The sequence below is a fragment of the Microbacterium sp. SA39 genome, assembly GCF_000967865.1.
GTDB lineage: Bacteria > Actinomycetota > Actinomycetes > Actinomycetales > Microbacteriaceae > Microbacterium.
The window spans coordinates 246,576-259,388 of record NZ_JXRU01000037.1 but is presented as its reverse complement, the minus strand read 5'-3'; the positions used below and the strand labels follow the sequence as shown (position 1 = coordinate 259,388).

Annotated in this window: 9 protein-coding genes; 3 read left to right on the top strand and 6 right to left on the bottom strand. The window is 69.2% G+C overall.

Annotated features, from left to right (window positions below; all coding sequences use genetic code 11):
* Positions 1 to 66 precede the first annotated feature (66 nt).
* The 4 genes from RS85_RS14635 to RS85_RS14620 form a co-directional block, all read right to left on the bottom strand.
* Complete coding sequence (locus RS85_RS14635; protein WP_046014173.1) at positions 67 to 729, bottom strand: aspartate/glutamate racemase family protein; 663 nt, start codon at positions 727 to 729, stop codon at positions 67 to 69.
* A gap of 4 nt (positions 730 to 733) precedes the next feature.
* Entirely contained in the window at positions 734 to 1,648 is a 915-nt protein-coding gene (locus RS85_RS14630) for a carbohydrate ABC transporter permease (RefSeq protein ID WP_046014172.1), read from the bottom strand.
* A 2-nt stretch (positions 1,649 to 1,650) separates the two neighbouring features.
* Positions 1,651 to 2,532 carry a carbohydrate ABC transporter permease gene (locus RS85_RS14625; RefSeq protein WP_046014171.1) on the bottom strand — a complete coding sequence of 294 codons (882 nt, stop codon included), beginning with the start codon at positions 2,530 to 2,532 and terminating at the stop codon, positions 1,651 to 1,653.
* A gap of 64 nt (positions 2,533 to 2,596) precedes the next feature.
* Complete coding sequence (locus RS85_RS14620; protein WP_046014238.1) at positions 2,597 to 3,940, bottom strand: ABC transporter substrate-binding protein; 1,344 nt, start codon at positions 3,938 to 3,940, stop codon at positions 2,597 to 2,599.
* A gap of 209 nt (positions 3,941 to 4,149) precedes the next feature.
* Here RS85_RS14620 and RS85_RS14615 point away from each other — a divergent pair, with 209 nt between their 5' ends.
* The 3 genes from RS85_RS14615 to RS85_RS14605 are packed head-to-tail and all read left to right on the top strand — an operon-like array spanning position 4,150 to position 8,690.
* The gene (locus RS85_RS14615; protein WP_046014170.1) at positions 4,150 to 6,147 is read left to right on the top strand and encodes a glycoside hydrolase family 127 protein; all 1,998 of its coding nucleotides are present in this window, start codon (positions 4,150 to 4,152) and stop codon (positions 6,145 to 6,147) included.
* A complete protein-coding gene (locus tag RS85_RS14610; protein WP_046014237.1) occupies positions 6,147 to 7,403 on the top strand; it encodes a RuBisCO large subunit C-terminal-like domain-containing protein in 1,257 nt (418 codons plus the stop codon). Before RS85_RS14615 ends, RS85_RS14610 begins: the two co-directional genes overlap by 1 nt.
* A gap of 27 nt (positions 7,404 to 7,430) precedes the next feature.
* The gene (locus RS85_RS14605) at positions 7,431 to 8,690 is read left to right on the top strand and encodes a four-carbon acid sugar kinase family protein (protein WP_046014169.1); all 1,260 of its coding nucleotides are present in this window, start codon (positions 7,431 to 7,433) and stop codon (positions 8,688 to 8,690) included.
* A 129-nt stretch (positions 8,691 to 8,819) separates the two neighbouring features.
* On the opposite strand, the gene RS85_RS14600 is transcribed toward RS85_RS14605, so the two are convergent.
* Entirely contained in the window at positions 8,820 to 11,819 is a 3,000-nt protein-coding gene (locus RS85_RS14600; protein ID WP_046014168.1) for a glycoside hydrolase family 2 TIM barrel-domain containing protein, read from the bottom strand.
* Complete coding sequence (locus RS85_RS14595; RefSeq protein WP_235282452.1) at positions 11,816 to 12,778, bottom strand: aldo/keto reductase; 963 nt, start codon at positions 12,776 to 12,778, stop codon at positions 11,816 to 11,818. Before RS85_RS14595 ends, RS85_RS14600 begins: the two co-directional genes overlap by 4 nt.
* Positions 12,779 to 12,813 lie beyond the last annotated feature (35 nt).

Sequence of the window (12,813 nt, the reverse complement as noted above, 5' to 3'; positions counted from 1 at the left end):
CCACGGGTGACTGCTCCGACAGCAGCGGGTTCCCTCCGATGAACCAGCGTCGCGCGGCGGACGGCCCTACAGCGCCGCGACGGCCTCGCTCAGCCGACGGATGCCGAGGGCGAGACTCGTCAGCACGCGGGCGGTCACGTCGACACCCTCGGCTGCGCTGGCCATCGAGGCCTGCGCGAGAACGACGACGTCGGCGTCCGCGGCCACGCGCTCGATCGCCGCGCCCACCAGACGGTCATGCGTGGCGCGGTCGCCGCCTGCCACGGCTTCGAAGGCTCCGGCGACGACCTCGCTGACGAACTCCGGTGTGCGACCGGCGAGCTCGGCCCGCTCGCGGAGGAGTGCGAGCGTGGGCGTCAGCGTCGTCGGCAGGGTGGCAAGCACGGCGATGCGCTCACCCGCGGCGACGGCGTCATCGGCCATCGCCTCGTCGATCCGCAGCACCGGGATGCCGACGGCATCCGCCGTGGACCCGGCGAGGTGCGAGATCGACGAGCACGTGAACATCACGACGTCCGCACCTCCGGCGCGAGCCGCCTGGGCGAGGTCGATCAGGCGTTCCGGCACGGAGGCGGATCGCTCGGGGTCGCCGAGGTCGGCGACGATCTTGTCGTCGAGGTAGTTCACCGTCGTCGCCCCGCCGAGATGTTCGCGCGCGAGGTCGGCGACCGGCGGGATCACGACGGCGCCGGTGTGGAGGAAGGCGACGCGGGGCGCTCGGGAGGTCATCGGATCATCCTTTCAGGGCACCGCCGGCCATGCCGGCCATGATCTTCTTGTTGAGCGCCAGGAAGACGATCATCAGCACGACGATGTTCAGGCTCACGGCCGCGAACAGCGGCCCGTACTGGGTGGAGCCGTACTCGTCGCTGAGACTGAGCAGGCCGACCTGGATCGTCGCGAGCTCGGGTCTCGTGGTGAAGGTCAGCGCGATCAGCAGGTCGTTCCAGACGCTGAAGAACTGCACGATCCCCACGGTGAGGATCGCGTTCTTCATCATCGGCATCCCGATCAGGAAGAACGAGCGCAGCGGACCCGACCCGTCGACCGTCGCCGCCTCGAAGATCTCGCGCGGCACCGCCCGGAAGTACGTGGCCATCAGGAACGTCGTCAGCGGCAGCCCCATCACCGTGTAGGTGATGATCATCGGCAGCATCGTGTTGGTGAGTCCGAGCCGGAAGTAGACGATGAACAGCGGAACGAGGATCATCTGCCCCGGCACCATGATGCCCGCGAGCACGTAGAGCAGAACCGCGTTGCGGCCCTTCCAGATCATGACCTCGAGCGCGTATCCCGCGGCGACGCCGATGAAGACGATCAGCAGCACCGAGGGGATCGTGACGATGATGCTGTTGAGGTAGTTGCGCGCGACATCGCCGTTGGTGAGGGCCGTGATGTAGTTGTCGAACTGCCAGGTCTTCGGCAGCGACAGCGCGGGATCCGAGAGGAACTCGGCCTGCGTCTTGAAGGAGCCCAGCACCATCCACACCTGCGGATAGAGCACGACCACCATGAGCAGCGCGACCAGGATCCAGACCGGGATGCGGCGGAGGGCGCGGAGCGCGGTGCGTCGCCCCTGACCCGGGCGTGGCCGGAGGACCGTGGGGGTCGCGACGGTGAGCTGTGTCGGTGTCTGCGTCGTCGTCATGATCAGACCTCCGCCTTCTGTCGCTGCGATCGGAAGATCGCGAGGGTGAAGACCAGGCACAGGATCGTCAGGACGAGCGCGATGGTCGAGCCGTACCCGTACTCGGCGTACTCGAACGCCGTGCGGTACATGTACAGCGTGAGCGGAGCGGTCGACGTGCCGGGCTGGCCGTTGTTCAACGCGAGGAGGCTGTCGAACACCTTGAGAGTGGAGTTCAGGCTGAAGATGATCGACGAGAGCAGGATCGGCAGCGACAGCGGCAGGATGATGTTCTTGACCAGGCGCAGACCGTTGGCGCCGTCGAGCCGAGCGGATTCGATGATCTCCTCGGGGATGTCGAGGAGACCCGCGTAGAGCAGCACGGCGTAGAAGCCCATCGAGCTCCACAGGGTCATGACGATCGCGGTCGCCATCGTGCCTGCTGTGGAAGCGAGCACCTCGACGCTTTCACCGCCGAAGAAGTTGATGATGTCGTTGACCGGCCCCTGGTTGTCTCCCACCGCGACGAAGCTCTTGAACAGCAGCGCGACGGCGACCGTGGGGAGGATGGCCGGAAAGAACACGATCGTGCGCACGAGGGACGAGCCCTTGCGCAGCACGAAGACGTAGAGGAGCGCGAGTCCGTAGCCGAGCGCGACCTGGCCGATCGTCGCGACGACGGCGAAGAACACGCTGACGCCGAGAGACTGCAGCGCGGCCTTGTCGGTGAAGAACGTGGTGAAGTTCTCGATGCCGACCCATTCGAAGCCGCGGAGAGTGTTTCCCTCGAAGAACGACAGGCCGAACGACCACAGCACCGGCACCATCTTCAACAGGGTGTACAGCAGCAGGGCCGGGCCGAGCAGGATGAAGATCGTCTTGCGATCTCCGAAGATCGAGTTCATTCGCTCGGTCCTTTCTCGGAAGAAGCCGACTCCTCGCCACGACGGCGAGGAGTCGGCTTCGGAGTCAACGGTTGGCGTCGATGCTGTCCTGCAGCGCCGTCATGTAGTCCTCCGCAGACATCTGGCCCGTGGTCAGCAGAGTGCCGTTGGTGGACGCGAGCGAGTTGCTCTTCGGGTCCATCAGGGCTTCGAACCACAGTACGGTCTCGTCGATGCCGGAGATGCGCTCCTGGATCTCGAGCGTGTTCTCGCTGATGTCGGTGACCTCGCCGTTCACGGCGAAGCCGGAGATCGAGCCGGTGTCCTGCAGCGCCTGCTGGCCGTAGTTCTCCGAGATGCAGGCGACCCAGTCCTTCACCTTCGGGCCGAACTGCCCGGCGGCGATGATCATCGGCGCTCCGGCGTTGGCGGGGTACTGGTCGATCGATCCCTCGCCGCCCTCGACGGCCGGGAACGGCATGAAGCCGACGTTCTCGCCGCCGATCTGGTTGCGCTCGGGGTCGTTGATCGCGCTCAGCAGCCAGGTTCCGTCATAGGCCATGCCGGCCTCGCCGGTGAGGAACAGGTTCGACGTGGCGTCGGGGTCGCGGGTCGAGAAGCCCTCGCCGAAGTACCCCTTCTCCGCATAGGCGGCGAGCGCGTCGGCTGCCTCGACGTACTCGGGGTCCGTCAGCTTCGCGTCGCCGTCGGCGACCGCCTTCATGGCGTCGGGGCCGACGTTGCGGAAGATGTACATGCCGAGCAGTCGGGTCAACGGGAAGCCCGCGGCACCGGCCTGTGCCATGGCGGTGTAGCCGGCATCCTGCAGCTCCTGCGAGACGTCGCCGAGCTCGTCCCAGGTCTGCGGCTCGTCGAGGCCGAGCTCTTCGAAGATCTGCTTGTTGTAGAAGATGCCCTCGATGTTGTACTGATACGGCAGCGAGACGAAACCGCCGTAGACCTGCTCGACGGTGGATGCTGCGGCGGGGAGCACGTTGTCCCAGGCGTCCTTCTCCTCGAGCGCGGCCTTCAGATCACCGACGAGGCCCGCGGCGCCCAGGTCGCCGTCGGGGCGGATGAGCGCGGTGCCGGCGATCGTGTGAGTGGGAAGCGCATCCTGGCTGGCGAGCAGCGTGACGCGCTGCACGGTGTCGGCCTGCGCGATCTTCTGGTGCTCGATGGGGAGCGCGTCGTTCTCCGCCTTGCACTGATCGGCAGCGAGGGCGTCGAGCGTCGGGCCGATGACGGTGTTCTCGTTCGCCGTCATGACGGTGAACGCTTCGGGGTCGGTGCCGCCGTCGGAGGCACCCCCGCCGCCACCGCCGCCGGGGTTGTCACCGGTGCCGCCGCACGCCGCGAGAGGGAGTGCTGCGGCGACGACGATTCCGAGCGCGAGCCATTTGCGGCCTCGGGTGCTGTGGGTGTTCATGACGTCCTCCTTGACGAAGTGCAGGGCGATGCGGGGTATGACACGAGAGTAGAATCGTTTCAACGGTGTGTCAACAATCAGTATTGAAAATATATTCACACACCGCCGAAATCGCGCTAGCATGCATGATCATGCGGTCCTGCGATGTCTTGCAGATTGCTTGATCTGACTGCTGCCACCGCTGGCAGCCGCCTCGGAAGGAACACGTCATGTCGACGACGAAGACTCTGCGCGGAACGAGCCCGCTGCGGCCGCTCGGCGCGGAGAACGCCCGCTGGTCCCACGGCTTCTGGGGCGCGATCCACGATCGCACCCGCGACGTCACCGTCCCGCAGATCTGGTCATCCCTCAGAGACCCGGCGGTCAGCCCCGGGCTCGCGAATTTCCGCATCGCCGCCGGGCTGGAAGAGGGCGAGCACCTCGGCCCCTCCTTCATGGACGGCGACTTCTACAAGTGGCTGGAGGCGGCGATCGCCAGCCTCGAGACCGATCCCGACGCCGAACTCGCGCAGCGCATCGAGGACATCGCCGCGCTGATCGCCTCGGTGCAGCGGCCCGACGGCTACCTGCACACCCCGACGATCATCGCCGACCGCAACGACGTCGATGTCGCAGCCCTCACCGACCGCTTCCACTTCGAGACCTACAACCTCGGCCACCTGATCACGGCCGGAGTCAGGCATCACGAGGTCACCGGATCCGACACCCTGCTCGACGCCGCGCGCAAGGCCGCCGACTTCCTCGAGGATCTCGCGACGAACAAGCCGCTGGAGCTCGCCCGCAGCGCCATCTGCCCCTCGCATTACATGGCCGTCATCGAGCTCTACCGCGTGACCCGCGACGAGCGTCACCTGCGCCTCGCCGAGGCGTTCGTGCGCGTGCGCGACGACTTCGAGGGCGGGGACGACAACCAGGACCGCGTGCCGATCCGCGAGCAGACGGTCGTCGCCGGACACGCTGTGCGCGCCAACTACCTCTACGCGGGCCTCGCCGACCTGGTGCTGGAGACCGGCGACCCCGAGCTCAAAAGCGTGCTGGAACGCCTCTGGCAGGACGTCATCGACACCAAGCTCTACATCACCGGCGGATGCGGGGCGCTGTACGACGGCGCCTCACCGGATGCCTCGCCCTGGCAGCGCGACATCAGCCGCGTGCATCAGGCGTACGGCCGCGCGTACCAGCTGCCGCACACCACCGCGCACAACGAGTCGTGCGCCAACATCGGGATGATCTTCTGGAGCGAGCGGATGCTCGCCCTCACCGGCGACGCGAAGTACGCCGACGTGATCGAGCAGGTCGCGTACAACAGCCTGCTGGCGAGCGTGAGCCTGGCCGGGTCCGAGTACTTCTACACCAACGCCCTGCGGCAGGTGCGCGACCTCCCGTACCCGTTGCGGCGTCCCGGCGACACCGCGATCCACCCCACGCCTCCGCCCCCGCCCTCGGACGAGCGGCTGCGCGAGGGCTATCTGGCGTGCTTCTGCTGCCCGCCGAACATCGCCCGCACGCTCGCCCGCTTCCACGAGCGCGCCGCGTCCGTCGGTGAAGACGGCCTCCACGTGCATCAGTACGGCGGCAGCGAGCTGAATGTGTCGAGCGAGGACGGTCGGTCACTCGCCCTCCGCGAGGACAGCGACTACCCCTGGAGCGAGACCATCACGTTCACCGTGACGGAGGCATCCGGCGGCGGTCTCCCGCTGCATCTGCGCATCCCCGGATGGAGCGAAGGCGCCACCGCTACGGTGAACGGCGCCACAGTCGAGGTCTCGGCCCCCGGAACCTACACGCGCATCGAACACGACTGGACGGAGGGCGACGTCGTCGTGATGACCCTGCCGATGCCGGTGCGGATGCTGCGCGGCCACCGCCTGGCGGAGGAGACGGCCAACCAGGTCGCGGTGCGCCGCGGTCCGGTCGTCTACGCGCTCGAGAGCGCCGACCTTCCGGAGCCGGTCATGCTCGAGCAGGCGGCGCTCCGCCGCGGAGCGGCCCTGACACCGGTCGCGACGGAGATCGACGGCCACCGCGTCATCGCCATCGACACCGAGATCGCCGTGCTGCCGACGACCTCGGAGGACGCGTTGTACGACCTGCTGGGCGAGGCCGAGGTGACCACGGCTCCCGCGCGTCTCGTGCCCTATCACGCGTGGGGCAACCGGGGCGCCGGCGAGATGTCCGTGTGGCTCCCGCTGGTGTGGGGACCGTGATGAGCGCGCATCACGTCATCGCGACCTATGTCATCGAGACCTCGCTCCCGCTGCAGCACGCGGCGGAGGTGCTGGCGGGCGAGCAGTCGACCGGCACGTTCGTGCGGGTGCAGCGCGAGTCCGACGACGTCAGGGCGCGCTTCGCAGCCCAGGTCGAGTCGCTCCAGGAGATCCCGCTCACCGGCGCCTCTCCTCTGCCGGGCGCAGTGGGCGACCCGTCCGGGCGACGCCGGGCCGTGCTGCGGCTGCGCTTCCCGCTCGACAACTTCGGCCCGTCCCTCCCGAACCTGCTCGCGGCGGTCGCCGGCAATCTGTTCGAGATCAAGGAGCTGGCCGCCGTCCGGCTGATCGACCTCGACCTGCCTCCCGCTTTCGGCGAGCGCTACCAGGGACCGCGTTTCGGTGTGGCCGGAACGCGGCGCCTGATGGGTGCGACGGACGGCGCGATGATCGGCACGATCATCAAGCCCAGCATCGGCCTGACTCCCGCCGAGCTCGCCGAGGTCGTGGGCGAGCTCGCTGACGCCGGCATCGACTTCATCAAAGACGACGAGCTGCAGGGGAACGGCCCGTCCTCTCCTCTGTCGGAGCGAGTCGCCGCCGTCATGCCGGTGCTCCACCGGCATGCCGACCGCACCGGACGGATGCCGATGTACGCGTTCAACATCACCGACGACATCGACCGGCTCGAAGCCAATCACGACCTCGTGGTGGCCGCCGGTGGCACCTGCGTGATGGCCTGCGTCAACCTCGTGGGGCTCGCGGGCCTGCACTTCCTCAGCACGCACACCGCCGTGCCGATCCACGGCCATCGGACGATGTTCGGTGCGATCGGCCGGTCGGAGCAGGTCGGGATAGGCTTTCGCGCGTGGCAGAAGATCGCCCGCCTCTCGGGCGCCGATCATCTGCACACCAACGGCATCAGCAACAAGTTCTACGAGACGGACGACGAGGTGCTCGACTCCATCGCGGCGGTCCGCGAACCGCTTCTCGGCATCGCCCCCACCGTTCCGGTGCTCTCCAGCGGGCAGTGGGGCGGTCTCGCCCACGCCACCTACCGCGCCGTCGGCACGACTGATCTGCTCGTGCTCGCCGGCGGCGGCATCCACGGTCATCCCGACGGCGCCGCGGCAGGAGTGAGCAGCATGCGCGACGCCTGGGCGTCTGCGGCGCGTGGCGAGTCGGTGCACGATGCCGTCGAGCGATCGGATGCTCTGCGCCGGGCGACCGAGGTGTTCGGCCCCGTCCGCGCGTGAGACCCGCGATGACGGAGAGGTGGTGACATGACTGAGATCCGAGCCGCCTTCTACGGTGACGACTTCACCGGCAGCGTCGATGCGCTGCTGCAGTTCGCGCGCCGCGGCTGGACGGGGAGGCTCTTCACCACGCTGCCCTCGGCCGAGTCTCTGCAGGCCGCTGCACACACCGTCGACGTGGTCGGCATCGCCGGCATCGCGCGATCCCTGCCCCCGGCGGAGATGGACGCCGAAGTGCGGCCCGCACTGCGCGCCCTGGTCTCGACCGGTGCGCCGATCGTGCAGTACAAGGCGTGCTCGACCGCCGACTCCTCGCCGGAGATCGGAAGCCTCGGACGCGTGATCGAACTCGGACGAGAGGTCGTCGCCGAGCGGCTCGTGCCGATGCTGTTCGCCCAGCCGGATTTCGGCCGCTACACCCTCTTCGGCACGCACTTCGCCTCGGAGAACGGCGTCGTGCATCGTCTCGACCGACAGCCCACCATGTCGACCCACCCGTCGACCCCCATGACCGAGGCCGACCTCGCGGTGCACCTCGGGCGTCAGACCGCTCTCCCGATCGGGACCGTCGCGCGCACCGTGTACGGAACGCTCGCGGAGCGACTGCGCGAGTGCGACGACGCGGCGGTCGTACTCGACGCCGTGTCGGACGACGATCTCCGAGTCGTCGGCGCTGCCCTGCACGAGTTGCCCTCACCTGTCTTCGCGATCGGCTCCGGCGGACTCTCGCACGGCATCGCCGCCGCGTCACCCGGCGCAGCATCCGCAGTGCCTGTGGCCACGCGCGCGGCGGGGCCCGTGCTGGTGGTCTCCGGAAGCCGGTCCCCGCAGACCCGCCGCCAGGCGGAGGCTGCCGCTGCGGCGGGCTGGCTGGTGGCTCCCCTGCCCCTCAGCGCTGATGCCGCAGCCGAGGCGTCCGAGAGCGCCCGCGACGCCCTCGCGGCCGGGCGCAGCGTCGTCTTCTCCTCGGCCGACGCCGACACGACATCGGCAGGCGACCGCCCCCTCCTCGAGGCGATCGCGGATGCCGCGGCATCCATCGTCCTCGCGACAGCCCGCGCCGGCGTCGCCCGGCGCGTGATCGTCTGCGGCGGCGACACCTCCAGCCGCATCACGCGCCTGCTCGGCATCGATGCCCTCTGCATCGCCGCGAACCCCTGGGGGAACGTCGTGCTGCTGCATCCGCATTCCGGCGATGCCCGCGTCGACGCTCTCGAGCTGCTTCTCAAAGGCGGCCAGGTCGGCGCCGACACGCTGTTCCTCGACGTCGCCGCCCTCGACGGCTGAGCGGGGAGCAGCAGCGCCGATCAGCGTCGGCCGGCCACTCCGGTCGCAGTTGTCGCCGTCAGACGTCGTTCCGGTCGAGTCTCTGCCGTCTCGGCGGTGCGGAGACGGCACCTTTCGCGACCGGAAGGCTCAGCGGACGGACAAGCGCACGCTCCAGGCGGTGTGCTCTCGCGGTACGCGATACTGCTCGGGGAGCGCGGGGCCGACGGATGCCGAGCCGAGTCCCTGCTGGCGATGGTCGATGTTCAGCCAGACGAAGCCGCCCGCCTCGAGGTCGGTCGGACGCCGGGCGTCTTCGAGCTGCTCCGAGGTCCACCGGCGGGCGGTGAAGTCGAACGGCCCTCCGTCGACGCGCAGTGTCGGCATCCCCTCGCCTGTGACCTGCAGCCAGCGGGTCTGGGTGTGATTGCCGTTCTCCTGCGGGATCGGATACGGAGTCTGCAGCGCGTCGATCGTGCGATCGAAGCGGCCCATGCGCGCGCCCTCGAGCGAGTCGACGTAGGTCTCGCCGGGTCCGCGTCCGAACCAGGCGACGCGGTCGGCGGCGGCGGGCAGCGCGAAGCGCAGGCCCAGCCGCGGCACCGGGATGTCGCGGTGCTTGAACGGCGTGTCCGCCCACGGCCCCACGAAGTCGACCACGGTGTCCAGACGGATGCCGTCGCCGTCGGGCTGCCAGGTCATCGTCCAGGCGACGCCGTGCGGGTGCGTGCGCGGAGCAGTGCGTCCGCGCACGAGGAGCCGATTCCCGTCTGGCGTGATCTCGTCGACGCGGTGCAGCAGCCGGTGCAGACCGGTCGCCCGCCAGACGGCCGCGAGGTTGTTGGTGTCCCCCTGCCCGCGGTCGTTCTCGGTGGGGGCCCGGTGCAGGTCGATCCACGGTCCGTCCAACCGCAGCCCACCGAGTCGGACGAGCCGACCGGTCCCCGCATCGAACGCGGCCGACCCCAGCCGGAACACGTCCTCCTCCTGCGGCCCGGCGGCGTCGCTTGCGCGCACCGGGCTGGTCCGACCAGGCGGCGAGACGGCGGGGGCGACCCGCTGCCCCCACGCGACCACGAGACCGGCGGGCGCCCACAGCGTCTCGGCTGCGAGCGCGGCCTCGACGGTCAGGACGGCATCCGTCTGGCGGAGAGCGGATGCCGCGGCATCCGGGACAGCGATCTCGACACGGCCCCCACGGGGAATCGTCGGCACCTCGAGCGGCCCGCTCCCGACGCGCTCTCCGTTCGCCTCGACCGACCAGCGGAATCGCAGATCAGAGGTGTCGGCGGTATGCCGCTCGTTCGCGATGCGCACCCGGTCGGCGACCTCGATGCGGATCACCTCGTGCGCCTTGGCGAGCTCGGCCAGTGCCGGCCTCGGCGTGCGGTCGCTGAACAGGAGTCCGTCGAGCGAGAAGCGGCCGCCCCGGGGCTCGTAGTCGATGTCCTCGCTCTGCAGGATGAAGGCACGGCCGTGCTCGTCGACCGCGTTGATCCCGTGGTCGATCCACTCCCAGACGAACCCTCCGCAGAGGCGATCGTACGAGCGGAACACGCGCCAGTAGTCCTGCAGTCCGCCGGGGCCGTTGCCCATCGCGTGCGCGTACTCGACGAGCAGGAACGGCAGGCCGCGGCGGCGCGCCTCCTCGGCCTCGGACACACCGGCGGGCAGCGGTTCGTCGGGATCGTCGAACACCATGCCGTGCATGCTCAGCCGCCCGCCGCGGGGTTCCTCGCGCCGGCCGATGCTCTCCAGCAGCTCGAGCGACGGGTACATCAGGGAGTAGAAGTCCGAGTCGCGATAGCTCGGGTCGCGTTCGTACAGCACGACGCGGGAGGGGTCGCGCTCGTCGAGCCAGTGCCGCATCTCGGTGAAGCCGTCGCCCGACATGCTCTCGTTCGCCAGGGACCAGACCACGATACTCGGGTGGTTCTTGTCGCGCTCGACCGTACGGTGCAGACGGTCCATGATCGCGTCGCGCCATTCGGGCAGCGCCGGCGGATTGTGCTCCCAGCCCTCGTAGATGAAGCCGTGGGTCTCGAGGTCGACCTCGAGGACGACCCACAGCCCGTACTCGTCGCACAATCGTAAGAACTCCGGATGCGGCGGATAGTGGCTCGTGCGCACCGCGTCGATGTTCGCGCGCTTCATCAGGACGATGTCCTGGATCATCGTGTCGCGGTCGAGGGTGCGGCCCGTATCGGGGTGGTGCTCGTGCCGGTTCACGCCGCGGAAGGTGACCGGAGCGCCGTTGACGACGAAGACGCCGTCTGCGATCTCGACCCGGCGGAATCCGACCGCGAGCTCGACCGTCTCGCCCGCGGATCGGAGGATGCCGCGATACAGCCGCGGCATGTCGGCGCTCCACGGTTCCACGGGAATCGCCGCGGTCTGCCCGGCGGGCATCGTGATGCCGAGCTCGGGAATCTCGACCACGGCGTTGATCGATGCATCGATCCGCAGCGTGCCGATCCCCGTCGCGGGGTCGTAGTCAGCGTGCACGAAGTGATCGTCGATCGCGCCGGGCGGGCGGGAGATCAGCTCGACATCGCGGAAGATGCCGGGCAGCCACCACATGTCCTGGTCCTCGAGATAGGTGCCGGCCGACCACCGGTGCACGCGCACCGCCAGCACATTGCGACCGGCCCGCACGGGAGCGTCGAACTCGAACGGCAGGCGGCTCCCCGTCGACCAGCCGAGCTCCTCGCCGTTCAGCCAGACCTTCGCGCACGAGTCCACGCCCTGGAAACGCAGCACCGCGTCGCCGAAGTCGGCCGGAACGTCGAAGACGAGACGGTGATCGCCGGTCGGGTTCTCGGTCGGCACGTACGGCGGATCCAGCGGGATCGGGTACGCGGTGTTCGTGTAGAGCGGCCCCTCCTCGGTTCCGAGCATGCGGCGTCGAGGACCGCCGGCGAGAGGGGTGAACTCCTCGAGGACCCAGTGCGAGGGGATCCGCAGCTCATCCCAGCCGGAGTCATCGAAGTCCGGCTCGGTGAAGGCCTCGCCGCTGCCGGCGGCGGTCGGGGAGAGCCGGAAGCGCCACGTGCCGTTGAGGCTGAGGACGGCAGCGTCGGTCACGGCATCCGCTCGTGGCGTGCGTCTGCCCGCACCGGGCGCCGTGCTCTCCCAGTAACGGTCGGTCATGCGTCGTCGCCGTATCTGCTGTCATCGATGGGAGACGGCGCCGGGCCGAGGGCGTCGAGCTCTGCCCAGACCGCCTCGGGGATGGTCGTGTCGGCCAGACCGAGGAGGGCCTCGAGGCGCGCGGGCGACGAGACGCCGACGACCGTGGCGTCGACGACGTCGGCGTGCAGCGAGATGGTCAGAGCGACCGCCGGAAGCGACACCCCGTGCCGCAGGCACACCGCCTCCGCGCCGGCCGTCCATCCTCTGAGTTCGTCGGATGCCGAGCGGTAGTGGTATCTCGCCCCGGGCCGCGGTCCGCGGGCGAGCAGATCGCCGCCGAAGGGCGCCGCGTTGAACACCCGCATGCCGCGACGACGGGCGTCCTCGAACAGCGGCGCGGCGCTGCGATCGACCAACGTGTAGCGGTTGTGGCAGAGCACCGCGTCGAACAGCCCGCTGTCGACGTAGCGCTGCACCAGGGGGGCGGGTCCTGCGGCGATTCCGATCGACGCGGCGACTCCTTCCTCGCGCAGGCGCACGAGGCCCGACACGGCGCCGCCCGGAGCGAGGGCGTCGCGGACGGTGACGACGTAGGGGTCGTGCAGGTGCAGCAGGGGCACCGCGTCGACGCCGAGCCGCCCTAGACTCTCCTCGGCCGAGCGCAGGACGCGGTCGGCGTCGAAGCGACCGGTCTCCGGATCCCGGTCGACCTTGGTGAGGATCCGCGCCGCCGCGGACGATCGCTCGTTCGGGGCGAGCGTTGCGAGCGCCACGCCGAGGGTGCGCTCGGATGCTCCGCCGGAGTAGTTGTGGGAGGTGTCGATGAGGAGTCCGCTGCGCAGCAGCGACAGGGCGGTCTCGAGCGCGGCGTCCTCATCGCCGGAGCCGAGGCCCGAGGTGCCGAGTACCAGAACGGGCGGCAGCGGCCGGGGCGTCATCGTGGGAATCCCCTCGTCGCGAATGCTACGGTCGGTCATGAACCGTTTCAGCGCAAGTTTATTCAAAGGAGAAT

What these genes read in the sequence shown, in the direction of transcription:
- RS85_RS14615 (WP_046014170.1), top strand. Translation starts at nt 4,150, where the DNA reads ATGTCGACGACGAAGACTCTGCGCGGAACGAGCCCGCTGCGGCCGCTC.
- RS85_RS14625 (WP_046014171.1), bottom strand. Translation starts at nt 2,532, where the DNA reads ATGAACTCGATCTTCGGAGATCGCAAGACGATCTTCATCCTGCTCGGC.
- RS85_RS14635 (WP_046014173.1), bottom strand. Translation starts at nt 729, where the DNA reads ATGACCTCCCGAGCGCCCCGCGTCGCCTTCCTCCACACCGGCGCCGTC.
- RS85_RS14630 (WP_046014172.1), bottom strand. Translation starts at nt 1,648, where the DNA reads ATGACGACGACGCAGACACCGACACAGCTCACCGTCGCGACCCCCACG.
- RS85_RS14605 (WP_046014169.1), top strand. Translation starts at nt 7,431, where the DNA reads ATGACTGAGATCCGAGCCGCCTTCTACGGTGACGACTTCACCGGCAGC.
- RS85_RS14620 (WP_046014238.1), bottom strand. Translation starts at nt 3,940, where the DNA reads ATGAACACCCACAGCACCCGAGGCCGCAAATGGCTCGCGCTCGGAATC.
- RS85_RS14600 (WP_046014168.1), bottom strand. Translation starts at nt 11,819, where the DNA reads ATGACCGACCGTTACTGGGAGAGCACGGCGCCCGGTGCGGGCAGACGC.
- RS85_RS14595 (WP_235282452.1), bottom strand. Translation starts at nt 12,778, where the DNA reads ATGACCGACCGTAGCATTCGCGACGAGGGGATTCCCACGATGACGCCC.
- RS85_RS14610 (WP_046014237.1), top strand. Translation starts at nt 6,147, where the DNA reads ATGAGCGCGCATCACGTCATCGCGACCTATGTCATCGAGACCTCGCTC.